This is a genomic window from Streptomyces sp. NEAU-YJ-81 (assembly GCF_017592595.1).
Classification (GTDB): domain Bacteria; phylum Actinomycetota; class Actinomycetes; order Streptomycetales; family Streptomycetaceae; genus Streptomyces; species Streptomyces hygroscopicus_B.
Window position 1 is genome coordinate 279,974 of record NZ_JAGFNO010000005.1, and the last position, 16,872, is coordinate 296,845.

The window sequence follows — 16,872 nt, forward strand, 5'->3', positions numbered from 1 at the left end:
GCGGCGGTCTCACGATGCGCAGGCTGGCCTCCGCGCTCGACGTCCGCCCCAGCGCGCTGTACTGGCACTTCGCGGACAAGCGCGCGCTGCTCGACGCCATGGCGGAGGAACTCGTCTCCGGTGTCCCGGACCCGGACGAGGCCCTGCCGTGGGACGAGCGCGTGGCCGTGCTGGCGCGGGGCCTGCGCGACGCACTGCTCTCGCACCGCGATGGCGCGCGACTGCACGCGGGCACCTTCGTCAGCGGCCCCCACACACTCCGACTCGGCAACGCGCTCCTCGCCGCCCTCACCGACGCGGGGCTGCCGCGCGCCCAGGCGACCGGCACGGTCTTCGGCCTGCTGCACTTCGTCCTCGGTCACACCATCGAGGAGCAGGCGCGCGACGAACTGCGCGCCGCGAAGCAGTGGGACCCGGAGCGGGTGGTGGCGGCCGCCGGCGACTTCCCCGAACTCGCCGCGGGCCTGGCCGCCTTCGAGACGGCGAGCCCCGACGAACGCTTCGCCGACGGCGTGGGAGGAATCCTTGACGGGGTTCGGTGGCGGGTGGGCGTCCGGAAGGGGGGCCGTGATGCCCCTTCCGGGGCGGTTTCGTAAGTCATGCGCAAAGGCATCGTCTTGCGGTCCTCGCCGAGGCCCGGAGAGAGGCGTCCGGCGACACCGTCCGTCGATACCGGGCAGCAGCCGTTCGCGGCTACCTACGGGCGGCAGTGGCAGAGGGCAGTTCGCCGAAGCGGTCGCGGTACTCGCCGGCGAAGCGCCCCAGATGGGTGATGCCCCAGCGGTAGGCGATCACCCCGACGGGGTCGGTGGAGGTGAGGATGTCCGCACGGATCCGGGCCAGCCGCAGGTTGCGTACGTACGCCAGGGGAGGCAACCCGAACCCTTCACGGAACGCGGAGCTGATGGTCCGCGGGCTGCACTGCGCGGCGTCGGCGATGCCACCGAGACTGATGCGCTCGGTGAGACCGACCAGGCTCCGGACCGACGAGCGGATCCCGTCCGCTCCCACGACGAGCGTGGTCGTCCGGACGGTCCCGTCCGAGAACCGCACGCGTACCAGGTCCCCCTCCTCGTCCACCGCCGTGACGGTCAGACCGTTGCGCACCACCGCGCCACTCCGCTCGGCTTCCTCGGACAGGATGCGATGCAACCCAGGGCGCGCGATGCCGACCATCGCCGGTCGATGCGCCCCGAGCAGGCGGGGCAGTCGCACCTCGTCCGTGATCTGGCCGTTGACGTCGACGTGCGTGATGACGTTCATGCCAGAGCCCTCGGCCAGGCACGCGCCCGCCATCCCCAACGCGTCCAGCGCCCGCAGCGACGGCCCGGTCAGACACAGGCCCCACCCGGCCGTAGCTCCCCGCGGGTCGATCTCGGCGACGTCGACCCGCCACCCCTTACGTGCCAGGGCGGTGGCCACGGTCAGGCCGGCCACACCCGCGCCCACGATCACGGCCGTCCGCGCACCGCGCGAGCTGTCCATATACGCCTCCTGCGCGCTGATTTCACCGGCACGGTAGAAGCGGCCGGGCGCTTGCTCAATCCGGATCAGGCGATGACCATCCGCTCCTGGCAATCGGTCTTCGCCACGTGTCCGGCAGATGCGTGGCACGCGCTCGGTACCGGCCCCTCGGCACTGCTGTCCATCCTGAGGGCCGCGGTGTGACCGCATACCGTGCGCCGGGGGCCGGACATCGGGGACGATTGCATGGTGCACCCGAAGTGAGGAGAACACCCTATGTTGCGTGTCAAAGCCCTTCTGCACTACGGACTCCAGGTGCCTTCCCTGGACACGGGGCAGAGCTTCTACGACGCGTTCGGCCTGCGCACGGCCGAGCGGGGCAACGCAGTGGCCATCCGCTGTGACGGCCGTGAGCAGGACCAGACGGTGCTGGTGGAAGGGCCGGTCAAGCGGTTGCACCATGTGGCGTTCGCCGTGGAGCCGGGGTCCCTGCCCGAATGGCAGCGCCACCTGGAGGGCCTCGGTGTCCGCCTGCTCGACGCCCCCGCCGAGCTGCCGGGTGGCCTGTGGTTCCGTGACCATGAGGGCAACCTGCTGAATCTGCGGGACGAGGAGATCAGCTCTTGGCGGGACTTCGGCACCACGGACGCGCACGAGCCCAACTTCGGCGATCGCGTCCGACGCGTCGACCAGGCCCGCTGGCTCACCGCCGACGAGAAGCCGCGCCCCCGACGACTTGGCCACATGCTGATCTTCAGTACGGATCTGGACGCGTCCGAGCAGTTCTACGCCCGCACCCTGGGACTGCGGCTCTCCGACCGCGTCCGGTCCATGGCGACCTTCATGAACTCGGGCCCCGGCGATCACCACGTCTTCGGCTTCGTGTCCGGCACCCACCCCGGCCTGCACCACTCCAGCTGGGAGGTCGCCGACATCGACCAGATCGCGTTGGGCGCGCGGACCATGGCCGCCGCGGGCCACAGCCATGGCTGGGGCCTCGGTCGGCACACACTGGGCTCCAATTTCTTCCACTACGTCCAGGATCCGTGGGGCAGTTGGATCGAGTACTCCAGCGACATGGACTGCATCACCGAGAACTGGAAGGCGGGCGACTGGGACTGCCCGCCCGCTGTCTGGAGCCCCGAGATGCCTGCCGACTTCATCGTCAACCAGGAGCAGAAGCCCTCCTGACCTCGGTGTAGAGGGTGTAGAAGGTGTAGAGGGGTGTAGAGGGAGTCTTGTGGGATACCGGTGGGGCGCTCAGGTGTGCAGGGGGAGCAGAATGCGGAAAGTGGCGCCCTCGTCCGGGGCCGTGCGGATCTCCACCCGGCCGTGGTGGGCCGTCACCAGGGAGTCGACGATCGCGAGGCCGAGGCCCGCGCCTCCGCTCGCGGTGCGGCCACGGGCGTCGTCCGCGCGGTAGAAGCGGTCGAAGGCGCGGGCGGCCTGCTCCTGGGACATCCCCGGGCCCTCGTCGTGGAGTTCCAGCACCGCCAGGCCGTCCTCGGTGCCGACGCCGATCCGGATCGGGGTGCCGGGCGGGGTGTGGGCCACCGCGTTGCCGACGAGGTTGGAGGTCACCTGCCGCAGCCTCGCCTCGTCGCCGAGGACCGGCCCCGGCCCCGGCGGGCCGCCACCGGGGCCGGTGAGGGTGACGGGGCGCCCTGGATCGAGTGCGCGCAGATCGTGCAGGGCGTCGGCGGCCAGGGTGCGCAGGTCCATCGGGGTGAGACGGAGTGGGAGGTCCGCGGCGGCGGCGGACTCGTCGAGGCGGGCGAGCAGCAGCAGGTCCTCGACCAGCCGGACCAGCCGTGCCGCTTCCCGCTCGATGCGGCCCATCGCGGCGTCGACATCGGTACGCTCGGGCATGCCGCCCATCCCGTACAGCTCGGTGAACCCCTTGATGCCGAAGAGGGGCGTACGCAACTCATGGCTGGCATCCGCGATGAAGCGGCGCATCCGCTCCGCGGCGGCCGCCCGCGCGGCGTCACTCGCCTCGATCCGGTCCAGCATGCCGTTGAGCGCCGCGGCCAGACGGCCGAGCTCGGTGCGGGAAGCGGCCAACTCCGGGACGCGGCTGGACAGATCGCCGTCCGCGATCGCTGCCGCGGTGGTTTCGATACGGCGCAGCGGGCGCAGCCCGCCGCGCACGGCGAACCACCCGGCCACGCCGAGCAGTGCCAGCACCAGGGAGTCGATCAGCAACATCCGGGTGCCGAGCTGTCTGATCGTCCCGTTGACCTGCGCGAGCGAGCTGGCGACGACGACGCTGTGGCTGTCTGCGGCCCGCGCTTCCGGCCCCTTGTGCCGTCCACCCGGCGCGCTGAGCGGTACGTCGAGAGGCACGGCGATGACCCGCCATGCCTCGCCGCCGTCGACAGCCGGGACCTCGAAGGGGTGGCGGTCGCGTTCGCCGACCGCCGCCGCGTCGAGGCGGGGCAGGGCGGGAGCACTGTGCGCGGCGGGCCGGATGACCCGCCTCACACGGCCGTTCGAGCCGAGGTAGGCGAGATAGATATCTCCGGTCAGGTGCTGCTCCACGGTGTCGCGCACCTGAGGACTCTGATCGCCTGACACGTCGGACACGTCGGACAGGCGTGCGGTGGCCGTGGCGGCGGTGCGGAGCCGCTCGTCGAGCTGATGCACCAGGTCTCGCTGGAACAGGGCGATGAGCAGGGCGTTGCTGCCGAGCAGGGCGACCACGAGCAGCAACAGGGAGATCGCCAGCAGACGACCGCGCAGCGAGAACCGGCCGCGTATCCGTAGCGAGAGCCGGCCGAGCTTGCCGCGCGGCCCGGGCGCTGGGCTCCCGCTCACCGCCGGGGCCTGCGCAGCACATAGCCGGTGCCGCGCACCGTATGGATGAGTTTCGGTTCGTCCAGGTCCACCTTGCGCCGCAGATAGCTGATGTAGGAGGTGACAATGCTGTCGTCGCCCCCGAAGTCGTACTGCCAGACCAGCTCCAGGAGTTGCGACTTCGACAGCACCTGCCCGGCGTTCTCCATCAGCACGCGCAGCAGGCTGAACTCGGTCGGGGAGAGCTGCACGGGTCGCCCGTCCCGGGTCACCTGATGGCTGGCGGGGTCCAGCTCCAGATCACCGACGATCAGCCCGCCGTCCGCCTGCCGGCCGTTGGTACGGCGCAGAATGGCCCGGATGCGCAGGACCAGCTCCTCCAGGTTGAACGGCTTGGTGACATAGTCGTCACCGCCCGCCCTCAGCCCGCTGATCCTGTCCTCGGGTGCGTCGCGGGCGGTGAGGAACAGCACCGGCGGATGCCCTGCCGCGACGGAGGGATGCTGCCCGCGCAGTCGGCCGACGACCTCGAAGCCGTCGATGTCGGGCAGCATCACATCCAGCACGATCAGGTCGGGACGCTGCTCCCGCACCGCGGCCAGCGCCTGCGCGCCGGTCGCGACCGGGACCACGGCGAAGCCCGCCAGCCGCAGGCTCGCGGAGAGCAACTCGCGCAGCGTCGGCTCGTCTTCCACCACAAGCAGTCGTTCCGATGCCGTCATCCGCCGTCCCGTCCCGTCCCCGCCGATCGTCCGCCCCTTAGTTTTCCGGCCCGCTACGCATCGCGCTTGCGGAAGACGATGAACGCCGCGGTCAGCAGGACCGCGACACACCCTGCCATGACGGCGAGCCCGGACCAGGGCGCCAGTAGCGCCGGATCGCGGTAGCCGGTGATGATCTGTCCGCCCGCGAGCGGCGGCCAGTACTTCGCCACCCAGTCGCCGAGCGCCCCGGGCAGAGCCGGCGCGAACGCCTGCACGATGAGCAGCGCGCCGAACAGGGTCATCACTGTCGCCGTCGTACTGCGGATCACCGCGCCGATCGCCAGCCCGAACAGGCCGGCGAGCGTCAGATAGAGGCCACCGCCCAGAATTCCGCGCAGCGCCTGGGGATCGGATAGGCCGAGGTGCGGAGCGTCCGCACCCGCCAGCGCCGCCTGCCCGACGAGAAAGCCGCTGAACGACACCAGCAGCCCGACCGGCAGCGCGATCGCGACCAGGACCGTGGCTTTGGCGGCCAGTACGCGGGCCCGGTGCGGTACGGCGGTCAGCGTGCTGACGATGGTGCGGGCACCGTACTCGGAGGTGATCACCAGAGCGCCCAGCAGGCCGAGGGCGATCTGGGCCAACGGATCTTGATCCACTCGGCGCGCAGGCAGTGCGGGAACGTTGCCCGGCCCGCCGGTGCCGGGGGCATCCGGTGGCCGTGCGGTCGGTCCGGCGCCGACTCGTTCCCCACCGCCGTCCGGGTGTCCGTAGCGCTCCCGCTCATCGGCTCGTCTCCTTCTCGGCGCTCTCGGCGCTCTCGGCGCTCTCGGCGCTCTCGGTGTTATCCGCGGCCCCCGTGTTCTCGGCGTGGTATTCGAGGGCGTCCCGGGTCAGATCCATGAATGCCTGCTCCAAAGACGGTTGGCGAGGCATCAGTTCATGCAGCTCCAGCCCGGCCGACGCGGCCAGTGCGCCGATCTCGGCCGCGTCCATCCCGGTCACCACCAGACCGTCCGCGCCGTCCGCGCGCACCCCCGCCGCCGGTGACAGCATTCGGCGCAGCGATTCCGTCCGCGGACCGCGCACCAGGACCTCACGGCCGGAGTGCGCGTCGATGAACGCCTCCATGGCGGTGTCCGCGATCAGCCGTCCGCGGCCGATGACGATGAGGTGGTCGGCGGTGAGCTCCATCTCGCTCATCAGATGGCTGGACATCAGCACCGCGCGCCCCTCGGCGGCCATCCGCCGCATGAGCCCGCGGATCCAGACGATGCCTTCCGGGTCGAGACCGTTGAGCGGCTCGTCGAATACCAGCGCCGGTGGATCGCCCAGCAGCGCCGCGGCGATGCCGAGCCGCTGCCGCATGCCGAGCGAGAACGTCCCGGTTCTGCGGCGGGCCACGCTCTCGAGACCCACCTCCGCCAGCACCTTCGCCACCCGGCCGCGCGGGATTCCGTTGCTCGCCGCGAGAGCCAGCAGATGGTGGTAGGCCGTACGGCTGGGCAGCATCGCGCCCGCGTCCAGCAGTGCGCCGACGGCGTTCAGTGGCGCGGGCTGCGCGGAGTACGGGCGCCCGCCAATGGTGGCGGTCCCCGAAGTGGCGGCGTCCAAGTCCAGCATCATCCGCAGCGTGGTCGACTTCCCCGCGCCGTTGGGACCGAGGAACCCGGTCACTTCCCCCGGGCGGACGGCGAACGTCAGATCGTCGACGGCCAGGACGTCGCCGTAGCGCTTGGTGAGTCCGCGGACTTCGATCATCATGACTCCAGGACCGATGGTGTGCGGGATGCGCTCCGTCGTCGCGGACGGCCACGGCCGCCCTGCGTGCGCAGCAGGATGACGGCCACGACGGCGGCGGCCAGGAACGCGGTGGTCGCCGTGGCGATGTAACTGTGCACGCCCATGGCCGAGTTCAGGGTTTTTCCGTCGACGACCGTGTTGGTGGACTGGAGTACGGCCGAACCCACGAACTTCAGAATCACCGCCCCGGCCGCGACCATCACCATCACCATGCTGGACACGACGCCCTGTCGTTCCGGGGGTGCGAGCGTCGCTGCCATGTTGAAGCCGGAGGTCACGAGCGTTCCCGCGGTGAGACTCAGCAGGAAGGAGCACATGACCGCGAGGGGGAGCAGGGAGTCCCCGAAGAACATCCCGACGGTGCCCACCGTTCCGAGTGCTATTCCGCCGGCCAGTGTCGCGGCCGGCCCGAGGCGTGTCCCGAGCGCCCCGGCCAGGGTGCCGCCGAGCACGATGCCGATCGCCGGTATGCCGTACAGCATGGCCAGCGCCCCCGGGGCAGCGACTCCGTATCCGAGTTGCTGGTTCGGCGAGACCTTGGCGATGACGCCGAAGAGCGTCAGCATGCTCTGATACGCGCCGGTTCCGAAGGCGACCACGAGGAGCGTGAGCGCCAGGGGCCTGCCGAGGTTTCTGATGTCGATGACGGGCTCGGGCACCCGGCTCGCCACCAGGAACCACCTGGCCAGCGCCGTGGCGCCGCCGACGAGTAGGGCGAGCGGGCCCACGGCGAACCAGCCGAACTCCGCCCCGAGGCTGACGTAGCTGAGCACCGCCGCCAGACCTCCGCCGAGGAGAACGGCCCCGGCGATGTCGAGCCTGCCCGGTGTCTTGAGCGTGGACGGGGGAACGAGGCCGCGTACGAGGACGGCGGCGATGGCCGCGAACACCGCCGATGCCACGAACACACTCCGCCAGCCGAACTCCGCGGCCGTTACCTCGAAAAGGGACGGCATGACGATACTGAGGAGCGCGGAGCCGGAGGTCACAATGCCCGTGGCGATCATCGCCATATCCGGTGCGCACATGTCACGGATGAGGGCGACCGTGAGGAAGACCGCCCCCACGGCCGCTCCCTGCAGCAGGCGCCCGAGGATGAACACCCAGAGGCTGGGCGCGACGAGGCACACCAGGGCGCCCACCAATGCGGTCATCAACGTCATGATCAACACTCTGCGTTTGCCGTGGATGTCGGCGCCCTTTCCGAGCAGCGGCGCCCACATCGCTCCCGCCAGCAGCGAGCTGGCGTCAATCCACGCCGACTGATCGGTGCCGAAGTGGTCGAGCATCTCGGGGAGGACGAGGAGCGGCGCCGTGACCACTGTGTCCACCATGGTGTTCACCAAAATCAGGATGGCCACCTGGCCGATGAGCCGTCTGTTCCAACGCGTGTGTGGTGTGCTGTCGAGAAGTTCGGTGCCGGTACTGCCAATGCCGCTGTTCTGCATGAAGCACTCTTCGCCCTTTCTGGGCTGGTACTTTCCGGACTCGTATGGGGGCGAGCGTGTGTGCCGTGGTGGCGCGCACCACCTCACAGTGATCCGCTCTTCTGGGCCTGATCTGCGCGAATGTGAGTGCGCCATGTGAACCGGGAGTCCCGTACGACGGAAACCGGCAGGCCACGGCAGCCGGCCGGCCGGGAACTCTCAGAAAACTCACAGAAAGCGGCCACCGGCACCCAGCGGAGTTGCTTGCACTCAACCGCGGTTGAGCCAGCACGCTGATCGCGTCGTCGCCACATTCACCTTGGAGCGAGAGATGCGACCGCGCCCCGCACGGGCCACCCCCGAATCCTCACCAGAATCCCCATCTGAAGCACCCACCGGCGCCCGATCCCGCGCGGTCCTGGCCATGGCCTGCTCCGGATCGTTCGTGGTCATCCTGGATGCCACGATCGTGTCCGTCGCCCTCCCCGCCATCCGCGCCGATCTCGGCTTCGCACCGTCCTCGCTGAGCTGGGTGGTGAACGCCTACACGCTCGCCTTTGCCGGCTTCCTCCTCCTGGGCGGACGCCTGTGCGACCTGTTCGGGCAGCGCCGGATGTTCGTCGTCGGCATGAGCCTTTTCACCGTTTCCAGACTGGCCGCCGGGCTGACCGGCACGGCCGAGCTGCTGCTCGCCACTCGCGCTGTCCAGGGGCTGGGCGCGGCACTGCTGATGCCCGTGACGCTGTCACTGCTGAACACCACGTTCACCGAGCCGGCGCGGCGCGCCCGCGCGCTCGGCACCTGGAGCGCCATTGGCGCCCTCGGCGCCGCGTCCGGGCCGGTGATCGGCGGGCTGCTCACCCAATGGGCCGGCTGGCGCTGGGTCTTCTTCATCACCGTCCCGGTCGGCGTCCTGGCCGTCGTGTCCGCCGGTCCCGTCCTCCCGCCCCGGCGGGACACCCGACCCCGTCCGCGGCTGGACGTGGTCGGCGCGAGCACCGCCACCGCGGGACTGGCCGCCGTCGTGTACGCGGCGATGCGTCCCGCCGACACCGGCTGGACCGACCCCGCCGTGCTGCTGCCCCTTGTGGTGGGGCTCGCGTTGCTCGTGGTCTTCGTCCTGCACCAGGCCCGCTGGGCGCGCGAACCCCTCGTCCCGCTGGGCATCTTCCGGCTGCGTCAGGTCAGCGGCGGCAATGTGGTGATGTTCGTGCTCGGGCTCGGCTTCTTCGCCAGCCCCGTGCTGCTGTCGCTCTACTTGCAGGACGTGCACCACTACTCGCCACTGCGCGCGGGGCTGGCCTATCTGCCGGTCGGCGTGGCGATGTTCGCCGGCGCCCAGAGCGCCGGGCCCCTGTCGATACGGATCGGAGCCCGCCGCGCCGCCCTGCTGTGCTGCGCGCTGGGCGCCGTGGGCTTCGCCGGGGTGGCCGCGGGCACGGGCCTACACGCCTCGTACACGGTCTCGGTGCTGATCCCGGGCGCTGTCTTCGGGTTCGGGACGGCCGCGGCGTTCACTCCGATCACGGTGGCGGCCACCGGCGGCCTGCCGCCCGATCGCAGCGGCCTGGCCGCCGGGCTCCTGAACACCGTACGGCAGACCAGCGGGGCACTCGGGCTGGCTGTGCTGAGCACGCTGGCGCTGGCCGCCGGTTACACCGCCGCGTTCGCCGTGTCGGCCGGTTGCCTGGCGGTCGCGGCGGCTGCAGCACCGCTCCTGATCCCGCGCGGGTCCTGATCCTCCACACCGACGCTGGGCGTGGCGTCGCTGGACGCGCCGCCCGGCGGGGCGTCCTGGCCGGGCAGGCTGACGAGGGCGCGGAACCCCGGGCAGCGCTCGGGGCCACCCTCATGCCGGCAGCCGTGCAGACGGTTCAGGTAGTCGAGTGCCTCGTCCAGCTTCGCCCGCCGCCGCTCGCACTCGGCGATCAGGTCGGGCACGGCGTCCCGCCAGCCCGGCCCGTCGCCGAGCATCTCGGCGATGTGCTCCACGCCGATCAGCCCGGTCGTACGCCACAGCTTGATCAGCGCCACCCGGTAGAGCTGCTCGGTGTCGTACCACCGCTGCCCCGCCCGCCGGGTCGGCGCGACCAACTCCCGCCGCTCCCAGTAGTGGAGCGTCGAGAGCGGCAGGCCGAAGTGGTCGGCCACGTCACGGATCGGCGTCAGCCCGTCGTTCCCGCTGCCCATGAGACCTCCGTTGAACCCGACACGCATCGAAGTTAGGTAACCCTAACCGTATATCCGTGTCCGCACTCCGGATCGGGTCGCCGAGGGCTCAGTCGTCCGTTGCGGGGCGGCTCTTGGCGCTCCCATGCCCGTGCCCGTGCCCGTGTGCATGCGAGTGCCCGTGAGAGTGGCCGTGGCCGTGCCCCGCTCCTTCGGAGGGAGCGGGCACCGCGTCGCCCGCGCGCAGCGGCGCTGCCTCGTATCTGCCTTCGTGAGCGACGATCGGCCGCCGGTCGCCGGCGAGTTCGGGGTACTTGTCCTCCAGCTTCTGCCGGGATTCGGCCGTGCGCCGCAGGTCGGTGACGTACTCACGGTCGCCGCGGTACGTCCCCTTCCAGGTCTGCGGCATCCGCTCCGGCGGCGGTGGCACGGTGGCGGCGCCACCCAGGGCGAAGCTGCTGGGTATCTTGCGGGTGGCGCCGCCGCACTCCGGGCAGCTCGGCAGCGGTGCGGTGTACGACTGGATCACCTCGAAGCGGTGTCCGGTCTCGCAGGCGAGTTCATAGATGGCCATTGGTTCCCTCACATCACCAGAGCGTCAGAGAGCGGTCGAGGATGCCGGCCACGTCGTCCTCGGTGACCGTGCGCGGGGCGGTGGACAGCAGTCGCTGCTGCTTCATGGCGCCTTCCACCAGCGCCGGGATGTCTCCCTCGCCGTAGCCGACACCGCCGATGCCGTTGGGCATGCCGATGTCGCGCATCAACTGCTCGATCGCGGTGGGCAGATATTCGGCGGGGTCGGCGGGGCGTTCCATCCCCGGGGCGAGGAGTTCCGCGGCCCGCAGATGCCGCTCGGGCTGGGCGGAGAAGGTGAAGCGGAACGCCTCCGGCGCGGTGAGCGAGACGGCCATGCCGTGCGGCACCATCGGCTCGTGTGCGGGGTATCCGGCGGGGTGGAAGTCCTTCACCCGTCCGGCGATCGGGTAGGCGTTGGCGTGGGGGATGTGGACGCCCGCGTTGCCGAATCCGAGACCGGCGAAGGTTGCCGCCAGCGCCATGTCGGACCGCGCCTGGGGGTTGTCGCCGTCGCGGACCGCGGTGCGGAAGGACTGTGCGAGCAGGTGCAGCGCCCGTTCCGACCACGCGTCGGAGATGGGATTGGCGCCGCAGTACGGCACGCGCTGCTCGGGGCGCTTGTGTGGGTAGGTGTCGTACGGGCGGGCCGTGTAGCTCTCCAGCGCGTGGCACAGGATGTCCATGCCGCTGGCCGCGGTCACCCCGGCGGGCTGGGTGAAGGTCAGGTCCGGGTCGATGACCGCGAGCGTGGGCCGCAGGCGGGCGTGGCTGATGCCGGTCTTGACCTTCAGCTCCAGGACGTCCAGCACACAGATGGTGGTGCTCTCCGCGCCGGTTCCGGTGGTGGTGGGGACCGCGACCAGCGGCCCCAGCGGGTTCACGGGCGCCAGCGCCCTGCCCACCGGCGCGTTGATGTAGTCCATCAGCTCGCCGGGGTTGGTGCTGAGCAGGTTGACGGCCTTGGCGGTATCGATGCTGGAGCCGCCGCCCACCGCGACGAAGGCGTCCCACGGGCCCGACGCCAGGGCATGGTCGACCGCCTGCCGCAGGCTGACGTCGGTGGGCTCCACGTGTACGCCGTCGAAGACGTGGGCTTCGATGCCGAACGCGGCCATCCGCTCGGCGATGCGGTGCGGCGCGCCGGTGGCGGCCACCCCGGCGTCGGTGATCACGAGGACCCGGCGGGCCCCGTGCTGGGCGAGGTCGTAGCCGATCTCGTCGGATGCTCCCGGCCCGAACTTCAGCGCCGGGGCGCCGTAGGTGAAAACGGACTCGGGTCCGGCCGGAGCGGTGGTGCTCATACGCGTCCCTCCTGGGGATCGGTTGGGTCCCAGCGGCGCGGCGAACGGTACCGGAGCGCCGGCCGGGACCCGGACGATCAGGCGTAGAAGCCGCTGGGGGCGAGCCGCATCGAACGTAGCTGCTCGGCGTCGTGGCCGAAGACGACGGTGGCGTCCGACTGCTCGGCGATGCCGCGGATCTTCTCCACCGAGCCGTACCAGGCGGACAGATCGTTGACGATGGCGGCGGGGGTGGCCGGCGGACCGTAGGAGTCACCCATATAGACGGCGTCCGAGGTGAAGAGCATGGTCCCGGTCTCCGGCAGGTCGACCTTCATCGCCATGGTGCCGGGGGTGTGCCCGGGAGCCTCGATGAGGGTGACACCGGGCAGGATCTCGGTGTCGCCACTGACGGTGTCGAAGTCACACGCCGCGTAGTCCGCCTTGAGATGGGCCCCGTTGAAGGCACCGTCGAACCCGAAGGCGAACTCCTTCTCCTTCTCGTGGCACACCAGCTTCGCGCCGGTGCCGGTGAACATGCCGATGTTCCCGGCGTGGTCGAAGTGCAGATGGGACAGGACCAGGTAGTCGATGTCCTGGGGTTGGACGCCGAGCTGGCCGAGCCGCGCGTCGAGATACTCCTCGTCGCTCACCTGGTCGTAGGGGAAGTACTCCTGCAGACCGGTCGGGGCCCAGCGGGTCTCCCAGTCGCGGGGACAGCTGGTGTCCCACAGCAGGGTGCCCCCAGGGGTTTCCACGAGGACGCAGTGGGTGGTGCAGGAGTACCACTCGGGCGGCCGCTGGTGCTCGGTGCGCGTCCGCATCGTACGGCCGGCCTTGAGCAGCAGCCACGTCAGATCGCAGCTCATCGCTCCGCAGCTCAGTACGTGGACTTTGTTGGCGGTCATGGAGCTTCACCTCCGGTCGGGAAACATACGGGTCAGTCGGTGTGAGTTGGGAAGGGCAATGGGCGGGCGGGGGAGGGAATTCCCCGGCTCAGGTGTCGTGCTGGGGGTGCAGATCGCGGCCCCGGGATTCCCGGACGATCAGCGCGCAGACCAGCCCGACCAGCGCCGCTCCCGCCCAGATGGAGGCGATCGGCCACGAGGCGCCGTCGGCCGCGTTGACGAGTGCGCCCGCCACGAGCGGCACGAACCCGGCCACGACACCGCCGAGCTGATAGCCGATCGACGTACCGGTGTACCGGACGTTCGCGGGGAACAGCTCCGCGTACAGCGCCGCGGTGGGCGCGTACATCCCCGCGTGCGCCACGGCGAGCGCGAGCAGCATGGCCAGCCAGGCGAGCCCCGTCTGTCCGGTCGCCAGCAGCCAGAAGAACGGGAAGGCGAGAACGGCCGTGAACGCGGCGGCGCTCAGGAACACGGGCCGCCGACCCCATCGGTCCGACAGCGCGCCGAAGCAGGGCACCGTCAGCGCCTCGGCCACCGCCGCGATGAGCATCCCGGTCAGCAGCACGCTCCGCGACAGCCCGAGGTGGGACGAGCCGTAGGACAGCACGAAAACCGAGACGATGTAGAAGGGGACACCGGCCGAGACATACATGCCGACGGTGAGGGCGATCGCCTTCCCGTGATGGCGGAACGCCTCCATGGCCGGCATCTTGCGCGCCCGCCCCGACGCCTTCACCTGCACGAACGTCTGTGTCTCGGTGATGCGGGAGCGGAGGAACAGCCCGACCGCGATCAGCACGATGCTGAGCAGGAAGGGGATCCGCCAGCCCCAGGCGAGGAGGTCGTCATCGGGCAGTGTGGAGACCGCCGCGAACACGGTCGACGAGAGCACCAGCCCCAGCGGCACACCCATCTGCGGCAGGCTCCCGTAGAAGCCGCGCCGGTCCCGCGGCGAGGACTCCACGACCATGGTCACCGCACCGCCCCACTCGCCGCCGACGGCGAAGCCCTGGAGGAAGCGCAGCGTGACCAGCAGGATGGGCGCCCAGATGCCGATGGTCTGGTAGCCCGGCAGCAGGCCGACGATGACGGTCGCCGCGCCCATCAGGAACAGCGTGAGCATGAGCGCGTTTTTGCGCCCCACGCGGTCCCCGAAGTGACCGAAGATCACTCCGCCGAGCGGGCGGGCGATGAAGCCGACCGCGAAGGTGGCGAACGCGGCGAGCGTGCCGGCCGCCGGTGAGAAGTCGGGAAAGAACTCCGTGCCGAAGACCAGTGCCGCGGCGAGGCCGTAGATGTAGAAGTCGTACCACTCGATCGTGGTGCCGATCATGCCCGCCAGGGCCGTTCGGCGGATGGCGGAGACGGCCCGGGGAGCCTCGGGGGACTGGCCGGCTCTGGCATCGGTTGCTGTGTCGGTGACGGGAATATGGCTCATGCGGCTGCGCTGCTCTCGTCTGGGGGAGTCAGATGAACTTGTCGACCGCGTCAGAGAGTTGGCACCATGCCGCCGTCACACCGCAGGGCACTGCCCGTGACGTACGCGGCCTGGGTGCTGCACAGAAACGCGGCGACGGCGCCGAACTCATCGGGGTCGCCGTAGCGCCCGGCCGGGATCGTGGCCTTGGACGCGGCCTCGACCTCGTCGAGCGACTGGCCGGTGCGCTGGGCGGCGGCCTCGTCGATCTGCCGGGCGCGCGGGGTGGCGATGCGCCCGGGAAGCAGGGAGTTGACCGTCACGCCGTGGGCGGCGACTTCGGCGGCGAGGGTTTTCAGGTATCCGGCGAGCGCGGCCCGCCCGAGGTTGGACAGCGAAAGGTTCGCCAGGGGCGCCTGCACGCTCGTCGAGCTGATGCTCAGGATGCGGCCCCACCCCTTCTCGACCATGGCGGGCAGGGTGCCCTGCACCAGGATCTGCTGGGGTGTGACCAGCGTGGCGATGGCCTGCTCGACACCGGCGGTGTCGATGGCGCGGGCGGGTCCCGGCGCGGGCCCCGGCCCGTTCAGTACGAGGATGTCGAGGTCGCCGACGGCCTCGCGGGCCGCCGTGAGGAGCTGCTCCGCGCCGCCGTCCGCGACCAGGTCACAGCCCACGCCGACCGCGCCCGGCAGCTCGCCCGCCACCTCCTTGGCTCGCTCGCCGGAGCGGCCCGTGACCACGACGGTGACGCCTTCCTCCGCCAGAGCCCGGGCGGTCGCCCGGCCGAGACCGGAGGTGGACGCGCAGATGAGAGCGGTTTTGCCTGCCAGACCGAGTTGCATGGCACCCTTCCTATGTCTGAGATATAAGACGCTGTCTTATATGCAAACCAGATGGTGCCCACGTGTGTGGCGCACGTCAAGGCTTGACGCCCGCCGAAACCACGAGCGACACTCCGATTTCTCAGACAGTGTCTGATATCTCGTCGTTCGTCGAACGGCCTTCGACACCCGCACATCGAGAGGCATGACAGTGACCGGCACCCAGCCCCAAGCGGCATCCGCAGCCCCCAAGCGGCCTCGTGTGGCGCGGCAGCGACCCCGGTGGACCGAGCTCCGGGAGGTTCTGCAACTGCGCCGGCCGACCCTCAACCCGGTCGAGCGGCGGCTCGGGGCCGCGCTGACCATCGGCGATCTCCGCGCGGTGGCGGTGCGCACGACTCCGCGTGCGGTGTTCGACTACGTCGACGGCGCGGCCGACGCGGAGCTGACCGCGCGGCGCAACAGGGCGGCGTTCGCGGCGGCCGAACTCGTGCCGGAGTACCTGTCGCCGGTCGACCATCCGGACTTGTCCACGCGGCTGTTCGGCCGGGAGATCGCGATGCCGCTGATCTTCGCGCCGACCGGCTACACCCGGATGATGCACCACGAGGGTGAGGCGGCGGTCGCGCGCGTGGCCGCCCGCCACGGCCTGCCCTACACCCTGTCCACCGTGGGCACCTCGACCGTGGAGGACGTCGCCGCGGCGGCTCCCGGCGGCGAACACTGGTTCCAGCTCTACCTGACCCGGAACGAGCGCCTCAACGAGGAACTTCTCGACCGCGCGCTCGCGGCCGGGTTCACCACTGTGGTCCTCACCGTCGACACACCGGTGGCGGGCCGGCACCCGAAGGACATGCGCAACGGCCTCACGATCCCGCCCTCGCTCACCCTGCGGACGCTGTTCGGCATGGCCCGCTATCCGTCCTGGGCGCTGAACAAGCTGACCACGGCCCCGATCACGTTCGCGTCGCTGAGCGGCATGAGTGGCACGAGCGGCGACACGATCGACGCCGTGCGGGTGGCCGACGTCGTCTTCGAACCGACGCTGAGCTACGAGCACCTGGCATGGCTGCGCGCCCACTGGCCGCACCGGTTGCTGGTCAAGGGGATCCTCAGCCCGCGCGACGCCCGCCGCGTCGTCGAGGCGGGCGCGGACGGTGTGATCGTGTCCAACCACGGAGGGCGGCAGCTCGACCGCACACCGGCCACCCTCACAGTGCTGCCCGAGATACGCGAGGAGCTGGGCCCTGATGCCACGGTGATCCTCGACAGCGGTGTCACACACGGTCAGGACATCCTCGCCGCACGGGCGCTCGGGGCGGACGCGGTCATGATCGGCCGGGCCTATCTGTACGGGCTGATGGCCGGTGGCGAGCGGGGCGTGGAGCGTGCCGTCACGATCCTGCGCGAGGAGTACGCACGCAGCCTGCAACTGCTCGGCCTGAACGCGAGCGAAGCCATCGCGCGGCATCACCTCCGCATGCCGTGAGCGGTCGCATCC

17 protein-coding genes are annotated in these 16,872 nt (G+C 70.6%); 5 read left to right on the forward strand and 12 right to left on the reverse strand.

The window, feature by feature from the left end; genetic code table 11:
- The first annotated feature begins 14 nt into the window (after window positions 1–14).
- Window positions 15–596 (forward strand): TetR/AcrR family transcriptional regulator C-terminal domain-containing protein, encoded by a 582-nt coding sequence (locus J5X86_RS14865; protein WP_374229253.1) that lies wholly within the window; start codon window positions 15–17, stop codon window positions 594–596.
- Between the two features lie 97 nt (window positions 597–693).
- On the opposite strand, the gene J5X86_RS14870 is transcribed toward J5X86_RS14865, so the two are convergent.
- A complete protein-coding gene (locus J5X86_RS14870; RefSeq protein ID WP_243980366.1) occupies window positions 694–1,485 on the reverse strand; it encodes an FAD-dependent monooxygenase in 792 nt (263 codons plus the stop codon).
- Between the two features lie 255 nt (window positions 1,486–1,740).
- Between J5X86_RS14870 and J5X86_RS14875 the strand changes: the two genes are divergently transcribed.
- Window positions 1,741–2,655: a VOC family protein gene (locus tag J5X86_RS14875; protein ID WP_208517257.1), complete on the forward strand. Its 915-nt coding sequence runs from the start codon at window positions 1,741–1,743 to the stop codon at window positions 2,653–2,655.
- A gap of 69 nt (window positions 2,656–2,724) precedes the next feature.
- Here the strand turns inward: J5X86_RS14875 and J5X86_RS14880 are convergent, their stop codons facing one another.
- From J5X86_RS14880 to J5X86_RS14900, 5 genes are all read right to left on the reverse strand, one after another.
- Window positions 2,725–4,281, reverse strand: a complete 1,557-nt coding sequence (locus tag J5X86_RS14880) for a HAMP domain-containing sensor histidine kinase (protein ID WP_308124556.1) — start codon at window positions 4,279–4,281, stop codon at window positions 2,725–2,727.
- Window positions 4,278–4,982 carry a response regulator transcription factor gene (locus tag J5X86_RS14885; protein ID WP_208517258.1) on the reverse strand — a complete coding sequence of 235 codons (705 nt, stop codon included), beginning with the start codon at window positions 4,980–4,982 and terminating at the stop codon, window positions 4,278–4,280. Before J5X86_RS14885 ends, J5X86_RS14880 begins: the two co-directional genes overlap by 4 nt.
- 53 nt (window positions 4,983–5,035) lie before the next feature.
- Complete coding sequence (locus J5X86_RS14890; protein ID WP_243980367.1) at window positions 5,036–5,608, reverse strand: ABC transporter permease; 573 nt, start codon at window positions 5,606–5,608, stop codon at window positions 5,036–5,038.
- Between the two features lie 139 nt (window positions 5,609–5,747).
- Window positions 5,748–6,725 carry an ABC transporter ATP-binding protein gene (locus J5X86_RS14895; protein ID WP_208517515.1) on the reverse strand — a complete coding sequence of 326 codons (978 nt, stop codon included), beginning with the start codon at window positions 6,723–6,725 and terminating at the stop codon, window positions 5,748–5,750.
- Window positions 6,725–8,101: an MFS transporter gene (locus J5X86_RS14900; protein ID WP_208517259.1), complete on the reverse strand. Its 1,377-nt coding sequence runs from the start codon at window positions 8,099–8,101 to the stop codon at window positions 6,725–6,727. Before J5X86_RS14900 ends, J5X86_RS14895 begins: the two co-directional genes overlap by 1 nt.
- Here J5X86_RS14900 and J5X86_RS14905 point away from each other — a divergent pair.
- Together J5X86_RS14905 and J5X86_RS14910 are read left to right on the forward strand one after the other, a co-directional pair.
- The gene (locus J5X86_RS14905; RefSeq protein ID WP_208517261.1) at window positions 8,082–8,354 is read left to right on the forward strand and encodes a hypothetical protein; all 273 of its coding nucleotides are present in this window, start codon (window positions 8,082–8,084) and stop codon (window positions 8,352–8,354) included. The two genes, J5X86_RS14900 and J5X86_RS14905, sit on opposite strands and share 20 nt — an antisense overlap.
- Window positions 8,355–8,618: 264 nt before the next feature.
- The gene (locus J5X86_RS14910; RefSeq protein ID WP_208517263.1) at window positions 8,619–9,932 is read left to right on the forward strand and encodes a DHA2 family efflux MFS transporter permease subunit; all 1,314 of its coding nucleotides are present in this window, start codon (window positions 8,619–8,621) and stop codon (window positions 9,930–9,932) included.
- Here J5X86_RS14910 and J5X86_RS50675 read toward each other — a convergent pair.
- The 6 genes from J5X86_RS50675 to J5X86_RS14940 form a co-directional block, all read right to left on the reverse strand.
- Window positions 9,848–10,384, reverse strand: a complete 537-nt coding sequence (locus J5X86_RS50675; RefSeq protein WP_243980369.1) for a MerR family transcriptional regulator — start codon at window positions 10,382–10,384, stop codon at window positions 9,848–9,850. The two genes, J5X86_RS14910 and J5X86_RS50675, sit on opposite strands and share 85 nt — an antisense overlap.
- Window positions 10,385–10,472: 88 nt before the next feature.
- The gene (locus tag J5X86_RS14920; protein WP_208517265.1) at window positions 10,473–10,937 is read right to left on the reverse strand and encodes an FmdB family zinc ribbon protein; all 465 of its coding nucleotides are present in this window, start codon (window positions 10,935–10,937) and stop codon (window positions 10,473–10,475) included.
- Window positions 10,938–10,950: 13 nt separating this feature from the next.
- Window positions 10,951–12,240, reverse strand: coding sequence for a hydroxyacid-oxoacid transhydrogenase (locus J5X86_RS14925; protein WP_208517266.1), 1,290 nt, complete (start codon window positions 12,238–12,240; stop codon window positions 10,951–10,953).
- A gap of 77 nt (window positions 12,241–12,317) precedes the next feature.
- The gene (locus J5X86_RS14930; protein ID WP_208517267.1) at window positions 12,318–13,127 is read right to left on the reverse strand and encodes an N-acyl homoserine lactonase family protein; all 810 of its coding nucleotides are present in this window, start codon (window positions 13,125–13,127) and stop codon (window positions 12,318–12,320) included.
- Window positions 13,128–13,215: 88 nt separating this feature from the next.
- Window positions 13,216–14,568, reverse strand: a complete 1,353-nt coding sequence (locus tag J5X86_RS14935; protein WP_208517268.1) for an MFS transporter — start codon at window positions 14,566–14,568, stop codon at window positions 13,216–13,218.
- Between the two features lie 50 nt (window positions 14,569–14,618).
- A complete protein-coding gene (locus tag J5X86_RS14940; RefSeq protein WP_208517269.1) occupies window positions 14,619–15,392 on the reverse strand; it encodes an SDR family oxidoreductase in 774 nt (257 codons plus the stop codon).
- Window positions 15,393–15,633: 241 nt separating this feature from the next.
- Between J5X86_RS14940 and J5X86_RS14945 the strand changes: the two genes are divergently transcribed.
- A complete protein-coding gene (locus J5X86_RS14945) occupies window positions 15,634–16,860 on the forward strand; it encodes an alpha-hydroxy acid oxidase (protein WP_308124557.1) in 1,227 nt (408 codons plus the stop codon).
- The last annotated feature ends 12 nt before the right edge of the window (window positions 16,861–16,872 follow it).

Coding starts and splice junctions, on each gene's coding strand:
- J5X86_RS14910 (WP_208517263.1), top strand. CDS start 8,619: ATGGCCTGCTCCGGATCGTTCGTGGTCATCCTGGATGCCACGATCGTG.
- J5X86_RS14920 (WP_208517265.1), bottom strand. CDS start 10,937: ATGGCCATCTATGAACTCGCCTGCGAGACCGGACACCGCTTCGAGGTG.
- J5X86_RS14870 (WP_243980366.1), bottom strand. CDS start 1,485: ATGGACAGCTCGCGCGGTGCGCGGACGGCCGTGATCGTGGGCGCGGGT.
- J5X86_RS14935 (WP_208517268.1), bottom strand. CDS start 14,568: ATGAGCCATATTCCCGTCACCGACACAGCAACCGATGCCAGAGCCGGC.
- J5X86_RS14940 (WP_208517269.1), bottom strand. CDS start 15,392: ATGCAACTCGGTCTGGCAGGCAAAACCGCTCTCATCTGCGCGTCCACC.
- J5X86_RS14930 (WP_208517267.1), bottom strand. CDS start 13,127: ATGACCGCCAACAAAGTCCACGTACTGAGCTGCGGAGCGATGAGCTGC.
- J5X86_RS14875 (WP_208517257.1), top strand. CDS start 1,741: ATGTTGCGTGTCAAAGCCCTTCTGCACTACGGACTCCAGGTGCCTTCC.
- J5X86_RS14900 (WP_208517259.1), bottom strand. CDS start 8,101: ATGGTGGACACAGTGGTCACGGCGCCGCTCCTCGTCCTCCCCGAGATG.
- J5X86_RS14895 (WP_208517515.1), bottom strand. CDS start 6,725: ATGATCGAAGTCCGCGGACTCACCAAGCGCTACGGCGACGTCCTGGCC.
- J5X86_RS14885 (WP_208517258.1), bottom strand. CDS start 4,982: ATGACGGCATCGGAACGACTGCTTGTGGTGGAAGACGAGCCGACGCTG.
- J5X86_RS50675 (WP_243980369.1), bottom strand. CDS start 10,384: ATGGGCAGCGGGAACGACGGGCTGACGCCGATCCGTGACGTGGCCGAC.
- J5X86_RS14865 (WP_374229253.1), top strand. CDS start 15: ATGCGCAGGCTGGCCTCCGCGCTCGACGTCCGCCCCAGCGCGCTGTAC.
- J5X86_RS14925 (WP_208517266.1), bottom strand. CDS start 12,240: ATGAGCACCACCGCTCCGGCCGGACCCGAGTCCGTTTTCACCTACGGC.